General features: G+C 55.4%; 21 protein-coding genes, 3 tRNA genes and 1 other annotated feature. Of the genes, 10 read left to right on the top strand and 14 right to left on the bottom strand.

Annotated features, from left to right (window positions below):
* Positions 1 to 71 precede the first annotated feature (71 nt).
* Positions 72 to 147 (top strand) — tRNA-Asn (locus tag ACWKXX_RS08115).
* An 85-nt stretch (positions 148 to 232) separates the two neighbouring features.
* On the opposite strand, the gene ldtA is transcribed toward ACWKXX_RS08115, so the two are convergent.
* The 3 genes from ldtA to ACWKXX_RS08100 form a co-directional block, all read right to left on the bottom strand.
* The gene (ldtA, locus tag ACWKXX_RS08110) at positions 233 to 1165 is read right to left on the bottom strand and encodes a L,D-transpeptidase (RefSeq protein WP_261666157.1); all 933 of its coding nucleotides are present in this window, start codon (positions 1163 to 1165) and stop codon (positions 233 to 235) included.
* A 62-nt stretch (positions 1166 to 1227) separates the two neighbouring features.
* The gene (locus ACWKXX_RS08105) at positions 1228 to 3921 is read right to left on the bottom strand and encodes a cation-transporting P-type ATPase (protein WP_261666156.1); all 2694 of its coding nucleotides are present in this window, start codon (positions 3919 to 3921) and stop codon (positions 1228 to 1230) included.
* Positions 3922 to 3968: 47 nt separating this feature from the next.
* Entirely contained in the window at positions 3969 to 4400 is a 432-nt protein-coding gene (locus tag ACWKXX_RS08100) for a universal stress protein (protein ID WP_003859525.1), read from the bottom strand.
* Between the two features lie 472 nt (positions 4401 to 4872).
* On the opposite strand from ACWKXX_RS08100, the gene ACWKXX_RS08095 reads away from it, so the two are divergent.
* The 3 genes from ACWKXX_RS08095 to ACWKXX_RS08085 are packed head-to-tail and all read left to right on the top strand — an operon-like array spanning position 4873 to position 9982.
* The gene (locus ACWKXX_RS08095; RefSeq protein WP_261666155.1) at positions 4873 to 5958 is read left to right on the top strand and encodes an efflux RND transporter periplasmic adaptor subunit; all 1086 of its coding nucleotides are present in this window, start codon (positions 4873 to 4875) and stop codon (positions 5956 to 5958) included.
* On the top strand, positions 5958 to 9020 hold the full coding sequence (locus ACWKXX_RS08090; RefSeq protein ID WP_261666154.1) for an efflux RND transporter permease subunit: 3063 nt from the start codon (positions 5958 to 5960) through the stop codon (positions 9018 to 9020). The genes ACWKXX_RS08095 and ACWKXX_RS08090 overlap by 1 nt, the downstream gene beginning before the upstream one ends.
* A 38-nt stretch (positions 9021 to 9058) precedes the next feature.
* Positions 9059 to 9982 (top strand): acyltransferase, encoded by a 924-nt coding sequence (locus ACWKXX_RS08085; protein WP_026080612.1) that lies wholly within the window; start codon positions 9059 to 9061, stop codon positions 9980 to 9982.
* Here ACWKXX_RS08085 and pagP read toward each other — a convergent pair.
* Entirely contained in the window at positions 9979 to 10554 is a 576-nt protein-coding gene (gene pagP / locus ACWKXX_RS08080; protein WP_261666153.1) for a lipid IV(A) palmitoyltransferase PagP, read from the bottom strand. The two genes, ACWKXX_RS08085 and pagP, sit on opposite strands and share 4 nt — an antisense overlap.
* 256 nt (positions 10555 to 10810) lie before the next feature.
* Between pagP and shiA the strand changes: the two genes are divergently transcribed.
* Together shiA and ACWKXX_RS08070 are read left to right on the top strand one after the other, a co-directional pair.
* Complete coding sequence (gene shiA, locus ACWKXX_RS08075) at positions 10811 to 12127, top strand: shikimate transporter (protein WP_096205601.1); 1317 nt, start codon at positions 10811 to 10813, stop codon at positions 12125 to 12127.
* Positions 12128 to 12203: 76 nt separating this feature from the next.
* Complete coding sequence (locus ACWKXX_RS08070) at positions 12204 to 13658, top strand: AMP nucleosidase (RefSeq protein ID WP_015572404.1); 1455 nt, start codon at positions 12204 to 12206, stop codon at positions 13656 to 13658.
* A gap of 131 nt (positions 13659 to 13789) precedes the next feature.
* On the opposite strand, the gene ACWKXX_RS08065 is transcribed toward ACWKXX_RS08070, so the two are convergent.
* Together ACWKXX_RS08065 and emmdR are read right to left on the bottom strand one after the other, a co-directional pair.
* A tRNA-Asn gene (locus ACWKXX_RS08065) sits at positions 13790 to 13865 on the bottom strand.
* A gap of 103 nt (positions 13866 to 13968) precedes the next feature.
* Entirely contained in the window at positions 13969 to 15387 is a 1419-nt protein-coding gene (gene emmdR, locus ACWKXX_RS08060) for a multidrug efflux MATE transporter EmmdR (protein WP_023324934.1), read from the bottom strand.
* A 226-nt stretch (positions 15388 to 15613) separates the two neighbouring features.
* Between emmdR and ACWKXX_RS08055 the strand changes: the two genes are divergently transcribed.
* Positions 15614 to 15689 (top strand) — tRNA-Asn (locus tag ACWKXX_RS08055).
* 147 nt (positions 15690 to 15836) lie between these two features.
* Here ACWKXX_RS08055 and ACWKXX_RS08050 read toward each other — a convergent pair.
* From ACWKXX_RS08050 to dacD, 4 genes are all read right to left on the bottom strand, one after another.
* On the bottom strand, positions 15837 to 16172 hold the full coding sequence (locus ACWKXX_RS08050) for a DUF496 family protein (RefSeq protein ID WP_000450410.1): 336 nt from the start codon (positions 16170 to 16172) through the stop codon (positions 15837 to 15839).
* A gap of 147 nt (positions 16173 to 16319) precedes the next feature.
* Positions 16320 to 17378: an FUSC family protein gene (locus ACWKXX_RS08045; RefSeq protein WP_017693112.1), complete on the bottom strand. Its 1059-nt coding sequence runs from the start codon at positions 17376 to 17378 to the stop codon at positions 16320 to 16322.
* Between the two features lie 91 nt (positions 17379 to 17469).
* Entirely contained in the window at positions 17470 to 17943 is a 474-nt protein-coding gene (gene sbmC / locus ACWKXX_RS08040) for a DNA gyrase inhibitor SbmC (RefSeq protein WP_017383302.1), read from the bottom strand.
* A 118-nt stretch (positions 17944 to 18061) separates the two neighbouring features.
* Complete coding sequence (gene dacD, locus ACWKXX_RS08035; protein ID WP_047740833.1) at positions 18062 to 19234, bottom strand: serine-type D-Ala-D-Ala carboxypeptidase DacD; 1173 nt, start codon at positions 19232 to 19234, stop codon at positions 18062 to 18064.
* 191 nt (positions 19235 to 19425) lie between these two features.
* On the opposite strand from dacD, the gene sbcB reads away from it, so the two are divergent.
* Positions 19426 to 20862 carry an exodeoxyribonuclease I gene (gene sbcB / locus ACWKXX_RS08030; protein ID WP_369700083.1) on the top strand — a complete coding sequence of 479 codons (1437 nt, stop codon included), beginning with the start codon at positions 19426 to 19428 and terminating at the stop codon, positions 20860 to 20862.
* A gap of 121 nt (positions 20863 to 20983) precedes the next feature.
* On the opposite strand, the gene ACWKXX_RS08025 is transcribed toward sbcB, so the two are convergent.
* The 4 genes from ACWKXX_RS08025 to ACWKXX_RS08010 all read right to left on the bottom strand — a co-directional run bounded on the left by ACWKXX_RS08025 (position 20984) and on the right by ACWKXX_RS08010 (position 24409).
* A complete protein-coding gene (locus ACWKXX_RS08025; RefSeq protein WP_006811203.1) occupies positions 20984 to 22342 on the bottom strand; it encodes an APC family permease in 1359 nt (452 codons plus the stop codon).
* Positions 22332 to 22394, bottom strand: a complete 63-nt coding sequence (gene yoeI / locus ACWKXX_RS08020) for a membrane protein YoeI (RefSeq protein ID WP_099458931.1) — start codon at positions 22392 to 22394, stop codon at positions 22332 to 22334. The genes ACWKXX_RS08025 and yoeI overlap by 11 nt, the downstream gene beginning before the upstream one ends.
* 219 nt (positions 22395 to 22613) lie before the next feature.
* On the bottom strand, positions 22614 to 23543 hold the full coding sequence (locus ACWKXX_RS08015) for a LysR substrate-binding domain-containing protein (protein ID WP_015572401.1): 930 nt from the start codon (positions 23541 to 23543) through the stop codon (positions 22614 to 22616).
* 41 nt (positions 23544 to 23584) lie between these two features.
* Complete coding sequence (locus ACWKXX_RS08010) at positions 23585 to 24409, bottom strand: SDR family oxidoreductase (RefSeq protein ID WP_232950233.1); 825 nt, start codon at positions 24407 to 24409, stop codon at positions 23585 to 23587.
* 172 nt (positions 24410 to 24581) lie between these two features.
* On the opposite strand from ACWKXX_RS08010, the gene hisL reads away from it, so the two are divergent.
* Entirely contained in the window at positions 24582 to 24632 is a 51-nt protein-coding gene (gene hisL / locus ACWKXX_RS08005) for a his operon leader peptide (protein ID WP_099516347.1), read from the top strand.
* Positions 24608 to 24731 (top strand) — a sequence feature (His leader region). Its footprint overlaps the gene before it by 25 nt.
* 44 nt (positions 24732 to 24775) lie before the next feature.
* Positions 24776 to 25675, top strand: a complete 900-nt coding sequence (gene hisG / locus ACWKXX_RS08000; RefSeq protein ID WP_000886595.1) for an ATP phosphoribosyltransferase — start codon at positions 24776 to 24778, stop codon at positions 25673 to 25675.
* Positions 25676 to 25680 lie beyond the last annotated feature (5 nt).

Here is a 25680-nt window from a genome sequence, read left to right as displayed (position 1 = left end):
AGTTCAAAGTCGGCGATCCATCCTTTGACAAGGCGTACGCAGGTCGATAATATGCGCCCCGTTCACACGATTCCTCTGTAGTTCAGTCGGTAGAACGGCGGACTGTTAATCCGTATGTCACTGGTTCGAGTCCAGTCAGAGGAGCCAAATTTGAAAAGCCTGCTTTTAAAGCAGGCTTTTTGCTTTTCTGCGTTCGGTAAAATTGTCGGGTGGCGGCTTCGCCTTACCCGACCTACGGTCCTGTAGGCCCGGTAAGCGCAGCGCCACGGGGCATAGCAAGCTTCACCGGCATCCCCGACCGCCGTTCCAGCTCAGCGCCCGCCCCTTCACTTATTAGCTGCGTCCTTTGTGCGGCTGAAATGGGCAGCGGCACCTTATTTGTCGATTCAAATTCCGCGCGATTGCGTGACAGCGGCTCGTGAACCTCTACCCAACGGCTACCGTCCGGCTCGGTGGTCACCTTTAAGGGCTGATCGATAAGCTGTACCCGCGTCCCCACCGAAACGTTATCGAACAGGTATTTGATATCGTTATTACGCAGGCGAATGCAGCCCTGGCTGACGCGCAGACCAATGCCGAAATTTGAGTTGGTACCGTGGATCGCGTACAGCCTGCCGATATAGAGGGCATACAGCCCCATCGGGTTATCCGGCCCGGCGGGAACGAACGCGGGCAACGTTTTCCCCTCTTTCGCGTAAGCGCGTCGCGTATTTGGCGTGGGTGACCAGGTTGGGCCTTCCTGTTTGCGCTCAACGGCGGTTACCCAGTTACGCGGCGTTTCGCGCCCGGCCTGACCGATGCCAATAGGCAGCACCTCAACCGTGTTGCTGCCGGGTGGATAATAGTAAAGTCGCATTTCCGCGACGTTCACCACAATCCCCTCGCGCACCGTTGGCGGCAGAATAAGCTGCTGGGGTACCACCAGCTGTGTTCCGGCTTGCGGTAAAAACGGATCCACCCCCGGGTTGGCTTCCAGCATATTGCTCAACCCCTGTCCGTGCTGCGCTGCAAACGCTTCGAGCGGCAGAGTATTGCCCTCAGGCACGGTGATGGTGATCGGTGCCCCCACCAGGCGGCTGCCCTCGGGAGGGAGGGGGTAGGTTACAGCAGATGCAGCGGGAACCAGAATACCAAGCGTAAAAACGAACGAGGCAAATCGAATCATAGTGTTCTGTACTCAGTCAAAGAGAAAGCCTGCCGGTGGGCAGGCTTAGCCTACTCATTCAGTCATCTTTTCGTCGTGCGCCATCTCCGGGTAAGGACTTTTTCTGCTTCAACAATCATGAACATCGCAAACCCAATCAGGAAGGTAATGATCCAGTAGCGGAACGGTAGCGCTTCGGTACCGAACAGCATTTGCATGAACGGCGCATAGATGATCAGAAGCTGAAGGGCCAGAAGTACGCCGCTCACGATCCATATCCCCTTGTTAGCCAGCAGACCTTTACTCAGGGAGAAGCCGTCGGTGACGCGGCAGTTGAGCATGTAAAACCACTGGGCGGTGACCAGCGTTTGCAGCAACACGGTGCGGATAAACTCCGGTGAGTAGCCGCGTGGTTGCAGCCAGGCCTCCAGCACAAAGGCGCTGATGGCAATCATCAGGCCGACAAACACCACTCGCCAGATGGCATACCCGTCCATCACATGCAGGTTAGACTTACGCGGCGGCCGGTTCATGATGTCCTTCTCACCCGCTTCAAACGCCAGGCCAAACGACAGCGTTGCCGAGGTTGCCATGTTCATCCACAGGATCAGTACCGGCGTTAGTGGGATCAGGTTCCCCGCCAGCAGGGCAATAATGATCAGTAAGGCCTGGGCGATGTTACTCGGGATAACGAACAAAATGGTCTTTTTCAGGTTGTCGTAGACCCGACGCCCTTCATGGACCGCCCGGGCAATGGTGGCAAAGTTATCATCCGTTAACACCATATCGGCGGCTTCTTTGGTGACTTCAGTACCTTTGATCCCCATCGCGATGCCGACATCCGCCCGCTTCAGCGCCGGCGCATCGTTCACCCCGTCCCCGGTCATTCCGACCACTTCCTGCTTACTTTGCAGCGCCTGCACCAGGCGGAATTTATCTTCCGGGCTGGTGCGGGCAAAGATATCGTATTTTTGCGCCGCCTCGCTCAGCTGGTGGTCGTCCATCGCCTCCAGTTCGCGCCCGGTAATGGCGCTCGCCGCGTTGCCAATACCCAGCATCTGTCCAATGCTCATCGCCGTTTGTGGATGATCCCCGGTAATCATTTTCACGTGAATGCCCGCCTGCAAGCAGTCGGCAATGGCCGAAATAGCTTCCGGGCGCGGGGGATCCATCATGCCCGCAATGCCGAGCAGTATGACCCCTTCTTGCAGATCCGCATGCGTCAGCTCGCGCTGCCCGCTGGCAGCCGGTTTCCAGGCCGCAGCCACCATGCGCAATCCCTCGCGCGCATACTCTTCAATCTTCTCTTCCCAGTAGTGCAGGTTGAACGGCTCCAGCCCGTTTTGGGTCTGCTGGTGCTGGCAAAGACGGAAAAGGACGTCCGGCGCACCGGTGATTAACATCACCTCTTCGTCGCCCAGGCGATAGAGGGTGGACATGTATTTATATTGCGAATCAAATGGGATTTTACTGCGCAACTCGGCGTCAATTGCCGGAAGCGGGATTTTGGCCGCCAGCACCTTCAGCGCGCCTTCGGTTGGACCGCCGGTGATTTTCCACAGCCCCTGCTCATCTTTGATCAGCTGGCTGTCATTACAGAGATCGACTGTGCGCAGATAGCGCTCAAGCACAGATCCCGGGGTCACGGTGACCGGTGTCGGATCGTCAACGGGGTGAATAGTACCCACCGGCTCGTAGCTGTCTCCCTCCACGCGGTAGGTGGTGTCCGCGGTAATCGCCGCTTTTACCGTCATCTCATTCATGGTCAGGGTGCCGGTTTTGTCCGAGCAGATAACCGTCATCGCCCCCAGCGTTTCCACGGTAGGCAGCTTGCGAATAATCGCCTTGCGACGCGCCATCGCCTGCACGCCCAGCGAGAGGATGATCGAGATAATGGCCGGTAATCCTTCCGGCACCGCCGCTACCGCAAGGCTAATCAACGACAGCACCAGCTCTGATACGGGCATATCACGGAAGATAAGACTGAAAACGAACAGCGCCAGCATCATTACCAGAATGGTGATAAAAATGGTCTTGCCGAGCTTGTCCATTTGCACCATCAACGGGGTACGGTGTTTTTCAATGTCTGACATCATCTGGTTGATATGGCCGAGTTCGGTCTCCCCACCGGTCGCCACCACCAACCCTTTTCCCGCGCCGGAGCTGACGGTGGTGCCAGAATAAAGCAGGTTGTAACGGTCGCCTAACGGCAACTCCCCGTGGAGCGCATCGCTGCTTTTCTCCACTACCGTGGATTCGCCGGTGAGAATAGCTTCTTCCACCCGCAGATTGTGCGCCTCTGTCACGCGAAGATCGGCAGGAATGCGATCCCCGGCGCGTATCACGACGATATCTCCGGGCACCAGTGCTGTCGTCGGGATAGTTTCATGGTTGCCCTGCCGGATGACCACAGCCTCGCTGGAGAGCATATTGCGAATACTTTGCAGCGATTTCTCCGCATTGCTCTCCTGAATATGGCCAATCAGGGCGTTAATAATGGCTACCCCAAGAATGACAAACATATCCACCCAGTGTCCCATTATCAGCTTCAGCAGCGCCGCCGCCAGAAGGACGTAAATAAGGACATCGTTGAAATGGGCCAGAAAGCGCAGCCAGCCAGGTTTACCCGGTTTTTGCGGTAAGGCATTTTTACCGTATTTTTCCAGCCTGGCGGTGGCTTCTGTACTGCTAAGTCCGTCGAGGCTGGATTGGATATTTGTCAGGGTTTCATCAACGGTCTGTTGATAATACGGACGGTGAGGCTTTTCTGTTATCATCGTTCCTTCCTCAGGTTCTTTTCAGAAATCACCTTGCTTTCATGACATTAACGAATAACGAAAACAGGAACATGCGCGTAACGAACGATACTCGCCGCCTCTGATCCTAATAAATGAGTTTGAATATTTGGATTACGTGATCCCACAATAATCGCACCGACGTTAAGCTCATCCGCCAGTTTGATTACCTCATCACGTATATTCCCGCTGCGAACATGTAGATGGACATTTGCTTCGGGCAGGTTGATTTTTTTTACCAGCGCAGCCAGTTTTTCTTTAGCATTATTAATCATATATTCATCCATCTTTCTCGCGTCTGCAATAAAACCGCGGGTCAGTTCCGCCGAGAACTTTGGCATAACGTACAGCAGATGGACATTACCCGATGCGCTTTGCGCCAGGAATTGGGCATGCTGTAGCGCTTTATCAGACAATGCTGTTTCGTATACATCCACCGGCACCAGAATCGTTTTATACATATCAAGCATCCTTTTTATAACCAACACAACAGTGAGTGAATCAGGAGAGATCGCATCAAACCCATGGGTACAGGCGTGAATGCCTTTTACGGAAAAAAGGAATGGATGCTATTAAACGTAGCACAGGAATATCAGGATGTTATTCAAAGGGGATACACCATCGTAACGCTTGTTTCGCCTGAGTATGTCACGCCACTAATAATGGTTATTTAACATTTATTTATTCACCGACTATGCTCATAGTCAGGCATGCAACACGTTTATTCTCTTTATCCCGCGCCACCTTCTACCTCATGGAGGAATGCATGTACGGTTTAAGCCTGATTCGCCTTGGTTTGTTTATTGCGCTCGCCATTATCGCCAGCACAGCAATCGGTCTATTTACCTATGTGGTCGTCTCGGCCCTGGCAGAATAGCGCCACCCCAGCATTGATGACGAAATAAATAAAACAATTATTATCAGGGGAATACTGTGAAGCGCTACCTCTCTCTTCTGCCTGCTGTTTTATTGCTGCTGACGGCGTGCGATCCGAAACCCGACCGCGCCGCGCCCCTGCCGAAAATGGTAAAAGTCGCAGAGGTGGTCAAGGCCGGCAACGCGCAGCAGCGCGTGTTTCCCGCCCGTATTGAATCCGGCGACGCCACGGATCTCGCGTTCAAACGAGCCGGGCAGATTGAGACCCTGGACATTCGCCAGGGTGCCATTGTCAAACAGGGGCAACGACTCGCCAGCCTCAACGCCCGTGAAGCCCGGCAGCGCCTGAACGACAGGCAAACGGCGGCGACCCTGGCTCAGCGGCAATTCGACCGCTTCCAGACCCTGGCGGGACGCCAGGCCGTGTCGAAAGCCGAGATGGATGTCCAGCGCGCCAACCGCGATTCAGCAAACGCCGCGCTACAGATTGCGCGCGAAGAATTAAGCCAGATGACGCTCGTCGCCCCCTTTAGCGGGACAGCGGCCAGCGTCCATGTGCGAAATCATCAGGTCGTCTCCGCCGGCCAGCCCGTCGTCACTTTGACCCGTACCGATCTGCTGGACGTGGTGTTCAGCCTTCCAGAGAACCTGTTTAACACCTTCGATATTCGCAATGCGCAGTACAAACCGGTAGTGAGGATCAACGCCCTGCCCGGTCGCGAGTTTACCGCTGTGTACAAAGAGCACTCAGGCAGTAGCGACAGCAACACATTGACCTGGCAGGTGATTTTAACCATGCCCCGCCCGGATGATTTTCCCGTCGTGGGCGGCGTCAGCGGAACGGTCACCATCAATTTAACCAACCTTCCGGCTGGTGTGGGCAGTGAGGCGCTGGTAGTGCCGGTTGAAGCGGTCTTTAACCCGGATAACCGCCCGCGCAATGAGCCACATGTCTGGGTGGTGACGGGCGAAGGCGATACGTTGCACCTTGAAGATCGTATGGTCAGCGTGGGGCAAGTCAGCGCTGAGGGGGTCGTCATCGTCGGTGGGCTTAAGGCCGGTGAACGCGTGGTGGCCGCAGGCGTTGGGGAGCTACATCCCAACCAGCCGGTACGTATCTGGACGCGTGAACGGGGACTGTAATGGATATCTCTCGTCAGTTTATCAGCAACCCGGTTCGCGTCTGGCTGACGATTTTGCTGCTGGGCGTAGGCGGCATTATTGCCCTGTTGAACATTGGCAGACTGGAAGATCCGGCGTTTACCATCAAAACGGCGGTGGTGATCACCCATTATCCGGGCGCGTCGGCGCAGCAGGTTGAAGAAGAGGTCACCCTGCCGCTGGAAAATGCGCTTCAGCAGTTACCTTATCTGGATAACGTCAGCTCCATCTCCTCCAGCGGCCTGTCGCAGATCACGGTCAATATAGCCTCGCGCTACCACTCAAATGCACTGCCGCAAATCTGGGATGAACTGCGTCGCCGGGTCGGAGATGCCGCCAGACAGTTTCCACCCGGCGTAGTGACCCCGTTTGTGAATGACGATTTTGGCGATGTGTTCGGCTTTTTCTTTGCCATTTCCGGAGATGAATTCAGCAATCCGGAACTGGTCCGGTATGCCGAGCAGCTGCGCCGGGAGTTGGTCCTCGTGCCAGGCGTGGGCAAAGTGGCCATCGGCGGAGCCCTCACTCAGCAGATTAACGTGGACATTTCTCTGAGCAAAATGGCCGCGCGCGGGATAACGCTGAACCAGCTTTCTGCCCAGCTCAGCAGGCTGAACGTGCTCTCCAGCGCGGGAGAGATCCCCTCCGGTACCGAGTCAATTCGTCTGCATCCTACCGGTGAATTCGAAAGTATTGACGAGCTGGCCGATCTCATCGTGACCCCGCCCGGCGTTGGGGCGGCTACCCGCTTACGGGATATTGCCACCCTGTCACGCGGGCTGGATGCGTCCCCTGCCAGCATCTACCATGCCAACGGCAGAAAAGCCGTCACCATGGGCGTCTCCTTTATCCCCGGCGTTAACGTGATCGACGTGGGACATGCCCTGGAGGCGAAGCTAGAGCAGATGTCAGCCGAGAAACCGGCAGGTATCCATATCGACCTGTTTTACGATCAGGCGGCGGAGGTCGGGCATTCCGTTAACGGATTTATCATTAACTTCCTGATGGCGCTGGCGATTGTCATCGGCGTGTTGTTGATCTTTATGGGCTTACGCAGCGGGATCATTATTGCCTTTTCCCTCGCCCTCAACGTGCTGGGCACGCTGCTGATCATGTATCTCTGGGGTATTGAACTACAGCGCATTTCACTGGGTGCGCTGATCATCGCCCTCAGCATGCTGGTCGACAATGCCATTGTTATTGTCGAAGGGGTACTGGTAGCCCGGCAGCAGGGCTCGTCCCTGATGAACGCCATTAGCGACATTATTCGCCGTTCTGCGCTGCCGCTGCTGGGTGCAACGGTCATCGCCATCCTGGCCTTTGCGCCCGTCGGGCTGTCACAGGATTCCACCGGCGAATACTGTAAGTCGCTGTTTCAGGTCCTGCTGATTTCGCTCATGCTGAGCTGGTTCTCAGCCCTCACCATTACGCCAGTGCTGATTAAGTGGTGGCTGTTTAAACGAGATGCTGCACCGCCAAAGGCCGACGAAACGGATCCCTATGACAAACGCATCTATCGGATCTATCAGGGTGTGCTCAACGCGCTGTTACGGCGTAAAGCGCCAACGCTGGTAGTGATGGCCGCACTGCTGGCCGCCGCCATCTGGGGCTTTGGCTCGGTGCGGCAGAACTTCTTCCCCTCCTCCAGTACGCCAATTTTCTTTGTCGACCTCTGGCTCCCTTACGGTACCGACATTAACTGGACCGAGAAAATGACCGGTGATATCGAGAAAACCATTAACGGCCAGCCAGGCGTGGAAACTACGGTCTCGACGATTGGTCAGGGAAGTATGCGATTTATTTTGACCTACAGCGGACAGCGGCAGTACAGCAACTATGCGCAAATTATGGTGAGAATGGACGACCAGCGTAACATCCCCGCCCTGACTCGCCACGTTGATGAGTACATCGCACGAAACTATCCGCAGGTTAACGCCAGCACGAAGCGGGTGATGTTTGGCCCCTCCGGCGACAGCGCCATTGAAATACGTATTAAAGGCCCCGATCCGGACAGGCTGCGTCTGATCGCCAGCCAGGTAGACAACATCCTTACGCGCGATCCGGCGACGGACAGCGTCAGGAACGACTGGCAAAATCGCAGCAAAGTGATCCGCCCGCAGTACGTCACCGCGCTGGGACGTGAGCTTGGCGTGGATAAGCAGGACGTCGATAACGCACTGGAGATGAATTTCTCCGGCAGTCGGGCAGGACTGTACAGAGAAGGCAGCGACCTGTTGCCCGTGGTGGTGCGCCCGCCGGAAAGCGAGCGGCTGGACGCCAATCACCTGAATAACGTTCTGGTCTGGAGCCAGACCCGGCAGCAGTATATTCCGCTGAGCAACGTCATCAGCGGCTTCGCGCTGGAGTGGGAAGATCCGCTGATCCTTCGCCGTGACCGCTCCCGCGTGCTGACCGTGCAGACCGACCCTGACCCGCTAAGCCAGCAAACCTCCGGCGATATTCTCGCCCGCGTGAAGCCACAAATTGATGCCCTGCCCCTGCCCCACGGCTACAGCATTGAGTGGGGCGGTGACGCGGAGAACTCCAGCGAAGCGCAGCAGGGGCTATTTACCACGCTGCCGCTCGGCTATCTGGTGATGTTTGTGATCACGGTGCTGATGTTCAGTTCGGTGAAAAACGCCGTCGCCATCTGGCTGACCGTGCCGCTGGCGCTGATCGGCGTGACGCCGGGGTTTTTAATTACCGGCATCCCTTTTGGCTTTATGGCGTTGATTGGCCTGCTGAGCCTGAGCGGGATGCTGATCCGCAACGGCATTGTGCTGGTGGAAGAGATAGAACAGCAGAAAGTGCAGCAGGATCAGCACAGTGCGATCGTTTACGCCGCCACGTCGCGCCTGCGTCCCATCCTCCTCACCGCCTTTACGACCGTACTCGGCCTCGCCCCTCTGCTGCTGGATGTGTTCTTCCAGAGCATGGCCGTTGTGATTATGTTTGGGCTTGGGTTTGCTACAATCCTGACGCTGCTGGTACTCCCCGTAATTTACGCGTGTTTCCATCGTAAGGACAAAGCTGAACAACAATGAATGCGACAGGGCTGAATATCATCAAGACGCTGGGGTGTATGACGGCGGTTACCTTTTTCACCATCTACAACACCTGGGATCATTACGATTATGACTATCACTGGATCCTCGGTTTTTTAACCTTCATTTCGACCATCGCCACGCCGTTATTTTTTGTGGTTGCAGGGTATCTGGACGGGCAATCCCGACACGGCACGCGCTGGCAGCTGGATAAGATCAAAAGCCTGGTGATCGTCTTTCTGTTCTGGGTAACGATTTACTACCTGTGGGAGCCCTATCAGCGTGGATATCTGATCCAGCCCTGGTTCGTGTTCGCGTTTATCGTGATTTACACGTTTCACCCGGTGGTGGAGTGGCTCAGCCAGCGACGAACGCTCTTTTGCGGGGTGATTGCCGCCCTGCTGCTTTTCTCATACGGGTACGATTTACTGTCAGCCCTCTATCCTGATGCCCATGTCCTTTCATTGTCGCCGCAGTATCGCCTGTGGACGTGGCTGCTGTTTTATCTGACGGGGCAGCTCTTTTGCGATCCGCAGATCGCGGCGTGGATCGGCCGCAAAAATGTGGTCAGGGCAGCGGTGATTGCCATACCGTTTATTTATCTCTTCACGTGGTTTTACGAGCGGCACTTCTTTTTTGCGCTATTTAAAGCAGACAGAAACGCCTTTATCCTCACCGGATCGCAAATCTACATTCTGATTATTGCCCTGGTGATTGCGGCCAACGGCGTGCGGTTTCGCCGCAATGCGGAGTTTAAAGAGTCCGTGCTGGCCGCCATTAGCAAAACCATGACCGGGGTCTATATTATGCACTACTCGGTGTTTCACCTACTGACCGCGCTCATTCCGGTGACGTCCCTGAGCACCAAACTTGCTCTGATTGTGCTTACGTTTGTTACGTCGGTCCTGTTTTCGCTGCTGATCCTGTCCAACGCAGTGGCCAAAAAAGTGATCACCCTCTAAAAGCCCAGGCGCAGCCAGGCAAACAGCACGTTGCCGTTGTTGTAGGTCCCGGGAATATAGGTGAACTGGACGGTGACGCGCTTATATCCGGCAGAGAAAAGCGGGAAGATAAACGGCAGCGGGACATAGTTGGCAAAGTCGTCGCGTGCCGTGATCCCCGCAGCGGCCCCCAGCCCCAGACGGAAATCTTTTGCGTTATCCAGATACCAGCCCTTCTCCCAGCCGTAGCCCATCGCAGGCTGCCATTCGTTATGTGAATCTTTGAACATCATGGCAAAGAGCGCGCTCCAGTTGCCCTCGTCGTTGTAGCGGGACACGCCCAGCCCCCCGCCCCACGGCATTTCGTTGTAGTTGTCGGTTTTCTCTTTGTCATACATGAATCGAGCATGCCAGCTCAGAAACGGAAGGTAGAGATCGTAATGATCCGGCTGTTCCCAGGTTTGCGCAATATCGTCCGTTAATGCATCCCACCAGCGGTGAATACGCTGTTCGCCATAGACTTTCGGCTCCGCATGCAGCGGAGATACGACTAAAACCAGGACTACCCACAGTGCAGGAAAGAGGCGTTGCATCGTTATTCCCTCAGCTTACGTCACGCAGCGATCATTATTACTGTAAACCATTCAGCCCTAACCGGAGCCAAACAGGCTGATTTATGTTGTCGCCCGATAAGATGAAAATTATTTATTCTGCGCTTTCAGGAAAGATAAAAACGTTTTCTCAGGCCGCCTGTCGCGGTAGTCTCATACATTCCGTCAATATGACGGCCGCGATGTGAGTGACCTTTTCTTATACCAATAATTAAAAATCAGTACAGACAGGACAACTATGGACTCCACCCTTATCTCCGCTCGCCGCAACGAGGAGACACCTTCGCTTAACCGCGCCCGCCGCGCCGCTTTAGGTAGCTTCGCAGGCGCCGTCGTCGACTGGTATGACTTTCTGCTCTACGGTATTACCGCTGCGCTGGTCTTTAACCGTGAATTCTTTCCCCAGATCAGCCCCGCCATGGGTACGCTTGCTGCGTTTGCCACCTTCGGCGTCGGTTTTCTGTTTCGTCCGCTGGGCGGGGTAATTTTCGGCCACTTCGGTGACCGCCTTGGCCGGAAACGTATGCTGATGCTCACCGTCTGGATGATGGGCATTGCCACCGCGCTGATCGGTATTTTGCCCTCCTTTGCCTCGATTGGCTGGTGGGCTCCGGTGTTGCTGGTGACGCTGCGCGCCATTCAGGGCTTTGCCGTCGGCGGTGAATGGGGCGGTGCGGCATTGCTGTCCGTGGAAAGCGCGCCGAAGAACAAGAAAGCTTTTTACAGCAGCGGCGTGCAGGTGGGTTATGGCGTGGGTCTGCTGCTCTCCACGGGCCTGGTGTCGCTAATAAGCCAGCTCACGACAGACGAGCAGTTCCTGAGCTGGGGCTGGCGTATTCCGTTTATCTTCAGCATTGTGCTGGTCGTGGTGGCCCTGTGGATCCGTAACGGCATGGAAGAGTCGGCTGAGTTTGAGCGGCAGCAGCGCGAAAAACCGGTCGCGAAAAAACGGCTGCCGGTGATGGAAGCGCTGGTGCAGCACCCTGGCGCTTTTCTGAAAATCATCGCCCTGCGCCTGTGCGAACTGCTGACGATGTATATCGTCACCGCCTTTGCCCTGAACTACTCCACGCAAAACCTCGGCCTGCCGCGGGAATTGTTCCTGAATATTGGCCTGGTGGTGGGCGGGATCAGCTGCCTGACCATCCCCTGCTTCGCCTGGCTGGCGGATCGCTTTGGCCGTCGACGGGTGTATATCACCGGGGCGCTCATCGGCACACTCAGCGCCTGGCCGTTCTTTATGGCGCTGGAGGCACAGTCGGTCTTCTGGATTGTCTTCTTCGCGATCATGCTTGCGAACATCGCTCACGATATGGTGGTCTGCGTGCAGCAGCCAATGTTCACCGAGCTGTTTGGCGCAAGCTACCGCTACAGCGGCGCGGGCGTGGGATATCAGGTGGCGAGCGTGGTCGGCGGCGGGTTTACGCCGTTTATCGCCGCCGCGCTGGTGACGTTCTCGGGCGGTAACTGGCATAGCGTGGCGATTTATCTGCTGGCGGGTTGCCTGCTTTCTGCCGCCACCGCCCTGTTGATGAAGGAAACCACGCACAGCTGATCTCCTCACTTTTGTTTCACAGGCGTGTGACATACTATCGGGTAAAGCCGCACACCTGTGGAACAAGGAGACAGACATGAATAATAAGGGCTCCAGCCTGACCCCGGCTCAGGCGCTGGAAAAACTCGACGCGCTGTATGAACAGTCCGTCAATGCACTGCGCAGCGCCATCAGTGACTATATCGAAACAGGGAAACTTCCCGATGAAAAGGCCAGAACCCAGGGCCTTTTTGTTTATCCATCGCTCTCTGTCACCTGGGACGGCAGCGCCAGCAGCAATCCGAAAACCCGCGCCTATGCGCGTTTCACCCACTCCGGCTGTTACAGCACGACCATCACGCGACCAGCGCTGTTCCGCCCCTATCTGGAAGAGCAGCTTACCCTGCTGTATCAGGATTACGGCGCGCATATCAGCGTTGAGCCGTCCCTGCACGAGATCCCTTACCCGTATGTGATAGACGGCTCGGCGCTGACGCTGGATCGCTCCATGAGCGCGGGGCTGACCCGCCACTTCCCCACCACTGAGCTGTCGCAGATTGGCGATGAGACGGCGGACGGGATCTATCACCCGGCAGAGTTTTCACCGCTGTCGCACTTTGATGCCCGCCGTGTCGATTTCTCGCTGGCACGCCTGCGCCACTACACCGGCACCCCAGCCGAACATTTCCAGCCGTTCGTGCTGTTTACCAACTACACCCGCTATGTGGACGAATTTGTCCGCTGGGGCTGTAGCCAGATCCTCGACCCGGACAGCCCTTACATCGCCCTCTCCTGCGCGGGCGGGATCTGGATCACCGCCGAAACCGAAGCACCGGAAGAGGCCATCTCCGACCTGGCGTGGAAAAAGCACCAGATGCCAGCCTGGCACCTGATCACCGCCGACGGTCAGGGCATTACGCTGATTAACATCGGCGTTGGCCCGTCGAATGCGAAAACCATCTGCGACCATCTGGCGGTACTGCGCCCGGACGTCTGGCTGATGATCGGCCACTGCGGCGGCCTGCGTGAAAGCCAGCTGATTGGCGATTACGTCCTCGCCCACGCTTATCTGCGTGACGACCATGTCCTTGACGCGGTTCTGCCGCCGGATATTCCTATTCCGAGTATCGCGGAAGTGCAGCGCGCCCTGTACGACGCCACTAAAGAGGTGAGCGGCATGCCGGGTGAAGAGGTGAAGCAGCGCCTGCGTACCGGTACGGTCGTCACCACCGACGATCGTAACTGGGAGCTGCGCTATTCCGCCTCCGCCCTGCGTTTCAACCTCAGCCGTGCGGTCGCAATCGATATGGAAAGCGCCACCATTGCCGCGCAGGGCTATCGCTTCCGCGTCCCTTACGGCACGCTGCTGTGCGTGTCCGATAAACCGCTGCACGGCGAGATCAAACTGCCGGGCCAGGCGAACCGTTTTTACGAAGGGGCGATCTCAGAGCATCTTCAGATTGGTATTCGCGCCATCGATTTACTGCGTGCAGAGGGCGACAAACTGCATTCCCGCAAGCTGCGCACCTTTAATGAGCCACCGTTCCGCTGATAACAAGGACACATCACGCACACCACTCACCCGGCCTGGGATTCCGTAGGTCGGGTAAGCGGAGCGCCACCCGACAATTTCACGAACGCAGAAAAGCAAAAAGCCTGCTTTAAAAGCAGGCTTTTTAAATTTGGCTCCTCTGACTGGACTCGAACCAGTGACATACGGATTAACAGTCCGCCGTTCTACCGACTGAACTACAGAGGAATCGTGTGAACGGGGCGCATATTATCGATGCGCCCTGAGGATGTCAAAGGGTGAATGCAGATTTTCAATCGTTTGCCGATTTATTCTCCACTTCGCACATTTGTCAGGCACTTGCCGTTTCCGAAACCTCCTGCTCCGGTTTTTTCCGCGGATATTTCCACAGCCAGCGCCCGCTCACCATGCGCCAGTAGAACAGCGCGCCGCGCACGGCCCAGTCAAGGAACATCCCCAGCCAGACGCCGACAACGCCCATACCTAACATTACCCCCAGCGTGTAGCCCGCCACGACGCGACAGCCCCACATGCCGAGCATGGAGACCCACATCGCAAACCGGGCATCGCGCGCCCCTTTCAGCCCCGCAGGAAGTACCCAGGACGCGGCCCAAATTGGCATAAACGCCGCGTTGAGCCAAATGAGCACCTTCACGACCTCTTTCACGTCATTTTCATGCGTATAAAACGAGGCCATCAGCCCGGCAAAAGGCGCAGTTCCCCACGCAATCGCCGTCAGCCCAATGGTTGAAAGCCAGAAGACGTGCCGAAGTTGCCGTTCCGCCTGCCCTATCTGCCCCTTTCCGAGACGTCTGCCGGTAATGATCGTCGACGCCGACCCCAGCGCGTTTCCCGGCAGGTTAATGAGCGAGGCGATGGAGAAGGCAATAAAGTTGCCGGCGATGACGTCTGTTCCCATCCCGGCAACAAACATCTGCGTCAGCAGTTTCCCACCGTTAAACAACACGGATTCGATGCTGGCCGGGATCCCAATCCCCATCACTTCCCAGATAATGGCGAAGTTAAGCGGACGGAAATAGCTTTTCAGCGTCAGGCGCAGCGATGGCGTAATTCCCGCCATCAGTACGCCAATTATCGCCGCCGCACCAATATAGCGGGAAATGGTCAGCCCTAAACCCGCGCCGACAAAGCCCAGCCCCTCCCAGGAAAAGACGCCGTAAATCAAAACGCTGCTGATAATGATATTCAGGATGTTCATGCCGCCGTTGATCAGCAGCGGAATTTTGGTATTCCCTGCACCACGAAGCGCACCGCTACCAATCAGCGCGATGGCAGCCGCCGGATAACTCAGCACCGTCATTTCCAGGTAGGTGAGAGCCAGATCCTTCACTTCACTGGTCGCTTCTCCCGCGACAAAATCGATGATTTCTTTGCCGTAATAATGGATAACCGCCGCAAGGATGATCGAAAAGAGGGTCATGATCATCAGCGACTGTCTGGCCGCTTCGCGGGCACGCTTCGGATCGAGCTTGCCCAGGCTAAACGCCACCACCACCGTCGTACCGAGATCGATAGCGGCAAAGAAGGACATCACCACCATATTGAAACTGTCCGCCAGCCCTACCCCGGCCATGGCTTCTTTACCGAGCCAGCTCACCAGAAAGGTGCTCAGCACACCCATCAACAGGACGCAGGTATTCTCCAGGAAAATAGGCACAGCAAGGGGGGTGATTTCACGCCAGAAGAGAACTCGATAACTCTTACGTTTTGCATACCAGGGCGTGCGCATAATCGCCTGGCGTAGGGGTGCGGTGACGTTCAAAATGGACCTTAGCGAGAAAGTTGAAACTCCATTTCAAATGATGGGGCAGAAATGCGTATCCTGCAAAGTATTTTCCATAAAATTATGTTTGGATTTACAACAAAATGACGACAGAATCATCAAACAAACGCTTTTGCCTGAGATCAGGTTTGACAAAAGTTTTTTCGCCGCTAAGATAAGCCTCCACAACGATTCCTCTGTAGTTCAGTCGGTAGAACGGCGGACTGTTAATCCGTATGTCACTGGTTCGAGTCCAGTCAGAGGAGCCAAATTTAAAAAGCCTGCTTTTAGAGCAGGCTTTTTGCTTTTCTGCGTTCGGTAAAATTGTCGGGTGGCGGCTTCGCCTTACCCGACCTACGTGATAACAGTCCTGAAGGCCCGGTAAGCGCAGCGCCACCGGGCAACAGAGTGTGCGATTACTCGCCTTTCGCGTCGACGTTTTTGATTTCGCCCATCACTTTCAGCTTCTTGGAGATGTCGCGACGCTCTTTGGACAGCTCAGCGTTTTTGATGATGTAGTCATCAACGCGATCTTCATAATCGCTCTTCATGCTGGCGATGATGCCCTGAATAGCTTCAACGCTCATGCCAGGCTTGATGTAGTCGCTCAGGTTGTCCAGCAGCAGGACACGTTTCTGGTTGTCACGGATCTTCTTCTCTACGTCCTGGATTTCGCGCTGTAGCTTGTTTTTGCGGCGGAACAGGCGGACGAACTCCAGAACATCCTGGAACGAAGGCTTGGTAGTTTCCATTTTTATACCCCTGATAATGTGAGATTCGGATTCTTTAAAGCAACCGTTTTAACAGACAGCGGCTGCGAATGACAATGAGTATATCGTTTAAAACCATCATAACCCTAATTGTTGCTGAATCGAAGCAGCAGGCATCACATACGCTTTTTATTTGCGCAGCGCCCGGCAAATCAGCTGCGATAACAACTCCAGCTGTCGCGCCAGCTCCATACTCAGCCAGACATAGCCATGGATGGGCGTTTCCGCCACATTGTCGCCCTGGCGCTCATTCATCAGCTGTTTGAGCTCGGCGACGATTTCGTTCAGCCGCTCGCTGTTCGCCCGTATCGGCTGTGGGTTACCTTCATATAGCGCATGGGCGATGGTCAGCAGGGTTTGTTGCGTCATCTGCTGCGTCTCTTTCAGCGTATGCGCGTTGAGCATCAGAAGATGGCTGGGGCGTGAGGCCCAGTGGGCATTGATTTGCAGTTCAAGCATACAGACCAGATTACGGCTGACCGTCTGAATAGCTTCAAAAATGGCTTTCTGGATATGGGTTTCTTTGCTTGCCGGGGTAATCAACCCGCGCATTTTGACCACATCATTGAGGATTTTTTGCAGGTGCTTTTCCAGCCGCGGGCGCTCAATCAGATTCGGCGAAAACCCGGCCTGGTAGACCCGGTTAAATGCCGTGACGTAGTTTGCCATCTGAATGCGCCAGTGCAGGAAGGCGCGCTGCGGCCAGATGCCGGTAAACAGCATGGCGAGCAACGAGCCAAGGATCACGTCCCCGCTTCGCCACAATGCGGTGGTCATATCGCCCGCCGGTGCGCCGACCACAACCGCGAGCGTAATGCCAATCAGCAGCGCCTGATACGGTTTCTTGCCGAGGGCCAGCCATCCACAAAGAAACATCGCCACCGCGCACCACAGCAACATGACCGGAAACGAAATCAGCTCCAGCTTCAGGGCGATAAGCCCAAGCGCTGAGCCTAAAACGGTGCCGCCTATGCGTTCGAAAGCGCGCGGGACCACGTTCCCCCAGAATGAGATCGGCCCCATCACCACCACCAGCGTGATCAGCGGCCACGTCCCTTCCGGGATATCCAGCAGACGAACCAGTACGAAGGTCAACACAAACGCCAGCGCAATGCGGCAACCGTGCACCACGCGATAATGTTTGTATAACCGAATTTCAAAAGGGGTTAATGACTTGTCGGGGCGCACACCCGTCTCCAGCTCTACGGCAAACCACAATTGTACTGTGTTTTCAGCCGGATGGATCGCGCCCGGCTGAAAAACCCTGCATTCCGCAGGATTATCCCACTTTGTGCTCTACCGGTACAAACATCTCAATATCCCAGTAGCCGTCAGCATTGCCATCGTTAAGATAACGTTCGAAGCAGGGTTTTGCCGCGATCTGGAATTTGTTGTCTTCCAGCAGGGAGTTGAAGAACTGATACCATGGAGTGGCGAAATCATGATTTTCGACGCGCGCGGCGGCAATCGCATACTCTCCGGCAGCAATTTCGGTCATCATCACCCCTTCGCTGTTCTCAGGGATAGTGAAATCGTCCGTTACCGTTACGGCGGTAACGCAGCGGAGCTTTTCTGCCGGCACGTCATCCGGATTGTCATAATAAACGGCCACCCACTCCTGCGGCTGAATATGACGCCCGTCTACCCACATGACCAGCTGTTCAAATCCCTGCTTGACCGTCTTTTCCCACGGCCCCACGAGATGAAAGCCAGCGATCGTACGTTTCTGTTGCTGCCTGATGCTGTAGTCCATGCTGCCTCCGTTTATTACTGTATATATATACACTGTAAAGCAGAATCGAGATTATCGGCAAACCAGGAGTGTTTATTATGTGAGCAGACTCGCAACACTGCCAGTCTGCCCAAAAAGGTCAGAGTTTATGATGCAGATAATCGCCGAGGCGGGAGAAAAGGCCGCCCTTTTCAACGCTTTCCAGCGTAACCAATGGCCAGTGCGCTACCACCTTGTCACGATCGTACAGCTGGATCTCCCCTACCCGCTGATGCGCGGCGATCGGCGCTTCCAGCTCTTTTTTATCCATCACGTATTTCGCCTTGATGTTTGGCACTTCCGATTTGGGTAATGCCAGCCAGAAGTCCTGATCCGTGCCCAGCGCGATCTGCTCTTTATCGCCGTACCAGATGCGCTCGGTTCCCACTTTTTTACCGTTATGCAGGATCTGCACCGTATCAAAATTTTGCTGTCCCCAGTGCAGCAGCTTGCGCGCCTGATCTTCACGTCCTTTCGGGCTGTCAGCCCCCATCACCACCGCAATCAGTCGACGCTGACCGTCCACCGCGGAGGCAATCAGGTTAAAGCCCGCGCCCGAGGTGTGACCCGTTTTCAGGCCATCCACGTTCATGGTCTTATCCCACAGCAGGCCGTTGCGGTTCTGCTGGGTGATGCCGTTCCAGGTCAGGCTCTTTTCGCTGTACATGTGATAGAACTCAGGCTCGCCGTGAATGATGGCCCGAGAAAGCACGGCGAGATCGTAAGCGGAGCTGTGCTGGCCCGGTGCATCCAGCCCGTGTACGGTTTCGAAGTGGGTATCGCGCAGGTTCAGTTTTTCAACGTAGTCATTCATCATCCTGACGAACTGCGGCTGACCGCCCGCCACGTGATCCGCCAGCGCCACGCAGGCGTCATTGCCGGAATCAACAATCAGGCCGCGGCTGAGATCGCGCACGGAAACCCGATCGCCCTCCTTCAGAAACATCAGCGACGAACCGTCAAAGACCGGATTGCCTTTTGCCCATGCGTCACGTCCGACCGTCACAATGTCATCGGGGCTGATGCGGTGGCTATCAATGGCACGATCGACAACGTACCCCGTCATCAGTTTGGTCAGGCTCGCCGGATTACGCTGCTGATGTTCGTTGCCCGCCGTTAAGATTTGACCCGTGGTGTAATCCATCAATACCCAGGAGCCAGCCTGGATGGCAGGCGGCTGAGGTGAAAAATCCAGCGGCTCGGCAGCCAGCGCGGATGAAATACTCGAAGCGAGTAAAGAAACAGCAATAAACAGACGGCGTTTCAACGGTATATCCTCAGGTCAGTAAAAATCGATGACCTTTTTACGGGAGTTCTGATGTCGTTACCTGCCTTAATTGCAAAAAAATGTGACAGCACGCAGATTTTTTCGGAACAAATCTCGCAAATTTCTTGCCTGACGGTGCTTTTTATTCGGACTGCTCACCCCAATCGTTTACCATAGAGACGTCAATTTTTAACAGGATGAGATTACTGGTGTCTGACTCTGCCGCGCGCCCGACTTTTTTGTTCCACGATTACGAAACCTTTGGCACCCATCCGGCGCTGGACCGACCGGCGCAGTTTGCGGCTATCCGAACCGATGACGAATTTAACGTCATCGGCGAACCCGAGGTGTTTTACTGTAAGCCCGCCGATGACTATCTGCCGCAGCCGGGCGCGGTAATGGTGACGGGCATCACGCCTCAGGAAGCGCGGGATAAAGGCGTTAGCGAAGCAGAATTTGCCCGTCGCATCCACGACCTGTTCACGGTGCCCAATACCTGCGTGGTGGGTTACAACAACATCCGTTTTGACGATGAAGTGACGCGCAATATCTTCTACCGCAACTTCTACGATCCGTATGCCTGGAGCTGGCAGAACCGTAATTCACGCTGGGATTTGCTGGATATCATGCGCGCCTGCTATGCGCTGCGCCCGGAGGGGATTAACTGGCCGGAGAACGACGACGGCTTGCCGAGCTTCAGGCTCGAGCACCTGACGCGGGCCAACGGCATTGAGCACAGCAACGCCCACGACGCGATGGCAGACGTTTACGCGACCATCGCTATGGCGAAACTTGTAAAAACCGCGCAGCCGCGCCTGTTTGAGTATCTGTTGAGCCATCGCAGCAAGCAAAAGCTGATGACGCTAATTGACGTGCCGCAGATGAAACCGCTGGTGCATATTTCAGGGATGTTCGGTGCGTGGCGCGGGAATACAAGCTGGGTGGCGCCGCTTGCCTGGCATCCGGACAACCGTAACGCCGTCATCATGGTGGATCTCGCCGGAGATATCTCCCCGCTGCTTGAGCTCGACAGCGACACCTTACGTGAACGGCTCTATACGCCGAAAGAGGCGCTGGGTGACCTGCCAGCCGTACCGGTAAAACTGGTGCACATCAATAAGTGCCCGGTGCTGGCGCAGGCCAACACGCTGCGCCCGGAAGACGCCGACCGGCTGGGGATTAACCGTCAGCACTGCCTCGATAACCTGAAAGTGCTGCGCGACAACCCGCATGTGCGCGAGAAAGTCGTCGCCATTTTTGCCGAAGCAGAGCCGTTCGTGCCGTCTGAGAATGTGGATGCGCAGCTTTATAACGGCTTCTTCAGCGACGCCGATCGCGCGGCGATGAATATCGTGCTGCAAACCGACCCGCGTAACCTGCCCGCGCTGGATATCACCTTCGCAGATAAGCGCATTGAGAAGCTGATGTTTAATTATCGCGCGCGCAACTATCCCGGCACGCTGGATGAAGCAGAGCAGGAACGCTGGTTACAGCATCGGCGCAACGTGTTTACGCCGGAGTTTCTTAATAGCTACGCCCAGGAGCTGGAGATGCTTTACGGTCAGTATGAAGGGAATGCTGAGAAGCAGGCGCTGCTGAAAGCGCTGTTCCAGTATGCGCAAGAAATTGTCTGAGTAGCGGGTACAAAAAAGCCGGAGGCGATGTCTCCGGCTTTTTTTTGCCGGGTGGCGCTAACGCTTACCCGGCCTACGAAACTGTAGGTCGGGTTGAGCATAGCCGTCACCCGACACAGTCTTACGCGACGTCTTCGTACTGAGGAACCGGGTTGCGGAAGCTTCTGGTCACGCAAGCCAGGTAAATCAGACCGATTGCACCCCAGATCAGACCCAGAACCATTGAGCTCTCTTCCAGGTTGATCCAAAGGGCGCCCACCGTCAGGGCACCACACACTGGCAGCACCAGATAGTTGATGTGGTCCTTCAGCGTCTTGTTGCGCTTCTCACGGATCCAGAACTGCGAAATCACGGAGAGGTTAACGAAGGTGAACGCCACCAGCGCACCAAAGTTAATCAGCGCCGTGGCCGTTACCAGGTCGAATTTAATCGCCAGCAGGGCAATAGCGCCCACCAGCAGCACGTTCCACGCCGGGGTACGCCATTTAGGATGCACGTAACCGAAGAAGCGGGTTGGGAACACACCGTCACGGCCCATCACGTACATCAGACGAGAAACGCCCGCGTGCGCAGCCATACCGGAAGCCAGTACGGTGACGCTGGAGAAGATCAGCACGCCCCACTGGAAGGTTTTACCCGCCACGTACAGCATAATTTCAGGCTGTGATGCATCCGGATCTTTAAAGCGAGAGATATCCGGGAAGTACAGCTGTAAGAAGTAAGACGCACCAATGAAGATCAGGCCGCCAATCAGCGCGGTCAGGAAAATCGCTTTCGGGATCACGCGCTCAGCGTCTTTGGTCTCTTCAGACAGAGAAGAGATACCGTCGAAGCCCAGGAACGAGAAGCACAGGATAGTCGCACCGGTGATCATCGGCACTACGTGCGCGCCTTCAGACCAGAACGGACGGGTGCTGGTCAGCGTACCTGCGCCTTCACCGTGGGAAACGCCGTAGATGATCAGCCCAACGATAACCGCAACAATTCCCATCTGAAGGATCACAATCAGGGTGTTGAAGTTAGCCACGGTCTTGATGCTGCGCAGGTTAGAGATGGTCATAAAGGCCACCAGCGCCACAACGAAGATCCACGACGGCACGGAAGGCACCAGCGCTTCGAAGTAAATTTTTGCCAGCAGAATGTTGATCATCGGCATGAACAGGTAGTCCAGCAGTGATGACCAGCCCACCATAAAGCCAACCGCCGGGCTAATGGATTTCTGAGCATAGGTGTACGCAGAGCCTGCGGACGGGAAACGGCGAACCAGTTTACCGTAGCTCAGCGCTGTAAAGAGGATGGCGACCAGCGCAAAGGCGTACGCCGTTGCAACGTGACCGTCAGTAAGGCCTGATACGATACCGAATGTATCGAACAGCGTCATCGGTTGCATATAGGCAAGGCCCATCATAACAACCGGAATCAACGTAAGCGTTTTACGTAATTCCACGCGAGAGGTGTTTGGAGTTGCGTTATGCGACATAGTTATTCTCCTTTACGGTGATAACCGCCACGTAAGCGAAAAATTGCCCCATTTCTTTCTTCCTCAGCGACAACAACTGTCGGATTTTAGTAAATATCTATCCGGTACGAAGCCCGGCCTCTTGGTTTTTAGTTTCGTTTCGTACATGCAAAAAAAAATAACCGACGCCTTTTATATCGTCGATTATTCATTTGTTTGCAGCGGCGGCATTTTGCCCTATTCCAGATACAAAAGGCAATACATTGAGAAACCTGCCCATAAATTAATTTTACTAACTGATTGATTTCCCATCATCTGCCTGAGCGTAAACTGTGGCGATAGCACTATTTGCTAAAATTTCGTCTCGCCACCAGGCGCTGGCAAGCCCGGCGGTCTGTTCATTCCAGCCTACCCATACCGATTCGTTACTGCTTTGCGCTAAAACTTGTTTTTCCACCAGCGCTCCGCTGTCAATAAACCGCTGCGCTAAATAACGGGGAAGGTAACCGCACCCCAGGCCGCTTATTTGCAGCTCCAGTTTGGTTTTAAAATCAAAAACGGTGATGGCCTCCTGCTCATCCAGCAGCTGCGATGAAATGCCGCATTCGGGGCGAGAGCTGTCTCCAACCACAATGGCGCGATAGTTCTTAATGACGCGTCGGGTAACAGGCTCCGGTTCATTCGCCAGCGGGTGATGAGGCGCAACGGCAAAAACCTGCTCCAGAACGCCGAGCCGCGCAAAACCAAATTCGCTCAACTGGGGAGGCTCATGCAGCGCGCCAACGATGATATCCGCCCTGCCCTGCGTCAGGGCCTCCCAGGAACCGCCCAGCACGCCATTGATAAAAACCAGCCGGGTGACGCTGTGGCGCTGATAGAACGCCTCAATAAGCGGGGTAAGCAGGGAGAAAGGGAATGTATCATCAACCCCAATCACCAGTTCATTTTCCCAACCCTGGTGAAGTTTGACGGCCTGTTTTTCCAGCTCGCGAACCGTATGCAGCACGTCACGCCCTTTTTCCAGCAGCATCTGCCCTGTACGGGTGAAACGCGCGCGATGCCCGGTGCGGTCAAGGATTTGGATATTAAGATCGCTCTCGAGCTTTTGCACGGTGTAGCTCAGAGCCGAAGGGGTTTTATAGAGCTTCGCCGAGGCGGCGGCAAAGCTCCCCTCTTTTTCCAGCGCATCCAGAATAACAAGAACATCCAGCAGCGGTTTCATCTTCGCCCCCTTGCGGTGTGCGATTGTCTCCGCCGGCGCAATTATTCCATGGGCATAACCAGCGGATCGGGATACTGATATTCAAATCCCAGTTCATGGCAAATACGATTGCCATCAATAATTTTGCCTTTGCGTTCCCCCTGCGCCTCGCTGAATACCGGCGGCGCCAGACCCAGCTGGCGCGCCATCAGCGGATAAAAGGTACTGCGCGGCGGATGCGAGGGCGCACATATATTATAGATGTGCCCCCCTTTCGGAGCCTGCAAAAGCAGTTCTATTGCGCCGATAACATCCTCAAGATGCACAAGATTAATCCCGTGCTGGCCATCCGGCGCGGATTTACCGGCAAAGAAGCGCCCCGGATGACGCCCCGGCCCCACCAGTCCGGCCAGGCGTAAGATATCCACCTGCGTGCCAGGCAGATTGTGCAGCCAGTCTTCCAGCTCTTTCAGTACCCGGCCGCTGGCGGTCACCGGACGGCGCTCGGTGTTTTCTTTCGCCGTACCGTCGATATCGCCATAGACGGAGGTGGAGCTGGTGAAAATGATACGCGGGATATGGTGCGCCAGGGCGCTGTCGACAATCTCCTGCACCGCCTGCAAGTAAAAAGACTCACCCGGGCCGCTGCGCCGCGCCGGTAAGGTAATGACCAGCGCGTCCACATTCATCAGTTCATCCAGTTCGTCGGTATCGCAGATAAGCTCGGGTTCGAGACGCAGCTCGACACCATCAATGCCGCACATGCGTGCCGCTTCAACCCCATCTCGGGTGGTCTTACTCCCTGTCACCTGCCAGCCTTTCGCGGCTAATGACATCGCCAGTGGCATTCCTAACCACCCTAACCCGACAATCGCGACCTTTTTCATTACATTCTCCGCTTAACGATGCCTGTTATAAGGCTACGCCAGCCTGGTGGAACGCACAATTCATACCATCAATATGAAATGAATTAATGATCAAAAAAAGCCCTTGCTTTATGGCGTACAACTGGTTTAGGTTAAAAGACATCAAATGCATAAGCATTCAACGAGAATTTATATGACACGCGTTCCTTTTAAAAACCACCATCATCACCATCATCCTGACTAGTCTTTCAGGCGATGTGTGCTGGAAGACGTTTGGATCTTCCAGTGGTGCATGAACGCATGAAAAAGCCCCCGGAAGATCTTCTTCCGGGGGTTTTTTTTGGACCGCATTCAGACAGGTTAAAACAGGTTAACGAGGAACACAGAATGTTAGATAACTCACGTTTACGCATAGCTATTCAAAAATCAGGCCGTTTAAGCGACGATTCACGCGAACTGCTGGCCCGCTGCGGGATTAAAATCAACCTGCACACCCAGCGCCTGATCGCCCTGGCTGAAAATATGCCGATCGACATTCTGCGCGTACGTGATGACGATATCCCGGGCCTGGTGATGGATGGCGTCGTTGATCTCGGCATCATCGGCGAAAACGTACTGGAAGAAGAGTTGTTAACCCGCCGCGCGCAGGGCGAAGATCCGCGCTACTTTACCCTGCGTCGTCTGGACTTTGGCGGCTGCCGCCTGTCGCTGGCTACGCCGGTCGATGAAGCCTGGGACGGCCCGGCCGCGCTGAACGGCAAACGTATCGCCACCTCTTACCCTCACCTGCTGAAGCGTTACCTCGATCAAAAAGGCGTGCAGTTTAAATCCTGTCTGCTGAACGGCTCCGTTGAAGTGGCGCCGCGTGCGGGCCTGGCCGATGCCATCTGTGACCTCGTGTCCACCGGCGCCACGCTCGAAGCGAACGGCCTGCGCGAAGTGGAGGTGATCTACCGCTCCAAAGCCTGCCTGATTCAGCGCGACGGCGAGATGGCCGACGCCAAACAGCAGCTCATCGACAAGCTGCTGACTCGCATTCAGGGCGTGATTCAGGCGCGTGAATCCAAATACATCATGATGCATGCGCCGACCGAGCGCCTGGACGAAGTGATTGCCCTGCTGCCGGGCGCTGAGCGTCCAACCATTCTGCCGCTGGCGGGCGACCAGCAGCGCGTGGCGATGCACATGGTCAGCAGCGAAACCCTGTTCTGGGAAACCATGGAAAAACTTAAGGCGCTGGGCGCAAGCTCCATTCTGGTGCTGCCAATTGAGAAGATGATGGAGTAACGACC

It is taken from the genome of Enterobacter sp. UPMP2061 (assembly GCF_053709615.1).
This window is presented reverse-complemented; position numbering and strand designations above follow the sequence as displayed.

Bases quoted from the DNA above. Each gene is read 5' to 3' on its own strand.
- ldtA (WP_261666157.1), bottom strand. From the start codon at position 1,165: ATGATTCGATTTGCCTCGTTCGTTTTTACGCTTGGTATTCTGGTTCCC.
- ACWKXX_RS08105 (WP_261666156.1), bottom strand. From the start codon at position 3,921: ATGATAACAGAAAAGCCTCACCGTCCGTATTATCAACAGACCGTTGAT.
- ACWKXX_RS08100 (WP_003859525.1), bottom strand. From the start codon at position 4,400: ATGTATAAAACGATTCTGGTGCCGGTGGATGTATACGAAACAGCATTG.
- ACWKXX_RS08090 (WP_261666154.1), top strand. From the start codon at position 5,958: ATGGATATCTCTCGTCAGTTTATCAGCAACCCGGTTCGCGTCTGGCTG.
- ACWKXX_RS08085 (WP_026080612.1), top strand. From the start codon at position 9,059: ATGACGGCGGTTACCTTTTTCACCATCTACAACACCTGGGATCATTAC.
- pagP (WP_261666153.1), bottom strand. From the start codon at position 10,554: ATGCAACGCCTCTTTCCTGCACTGTGGGTAGTCCTGGTTTTAGTCGTA.
- shiA (WP_096205601.1), top strand. From the start codon at position 10,811: ATGGACTCCACCCTTATCTCCGCTCGCCGCAACGAGGAGACACCTTCG.
- ACWKXX_RS08070 (WP_015572404.1), top strand. From the start codon at position 12,204: ATGAATAATAAGGGCTCCAGCCTGACCCCGGCTCAGGCGCTGGAAAAA.
- emmdR (WP_023324934.1), bottom strand. From the start codon at position 15,387: ATGCGCACGCCCTGGTATGCAAAACGTAAGAGTTATCGAGTTCTCTTC.
- ACWKXX_RS08050 (WP_000450410.1), bottom strand. From the start codon at position 16,172: ATGGAAACTACCAAGCCTTCGTTCCAGGATGTTCTGGAGTTCGTCCGC.
- sbmC (WP_017383302.1), bottom strand. From the start codon at position 17,943: ATGGACTACAGCATCAGGCAGCAACAGAAACGTACGATCGCTGGCTTT.
- sbcB (WP_369700083.1), top strand. From the start codon at position 19,426: ATGAGATTACTGGTGTCTGACTCTGCCGCGCGCCCGACTTTTTTGTTC.
- ACWKXX_RS08025 (WP_006811203.1), bottom strand. From the start codon at position 22,342: ATGTCGCATAACGCAACTCCAAACACCTCTCGCGTGGAATTACGTAAA.
- ACWKXX_RS08015 (WP_015572401.1), bottom strand. From the start codon at position 23,543: ATGAAACCGCTGCTGGATGTTCTTGTTATTCTGGATGCGCTGGAAAAA.
- ACWKXX_RS08010 (WP_232950233.1), bottom strand. From the start codon at position 24,409: ATGAAAAAGGTCGCGATTGTCGGGTTAGGGTGGTTAGGAATGCCACTG.
- hisG (WP_000886595.1), top strand. From the start codon at position 24,776: ATGTTAGATAACTCACGTTTACGCATAGCTATTCAAAAATCAGGCCGT.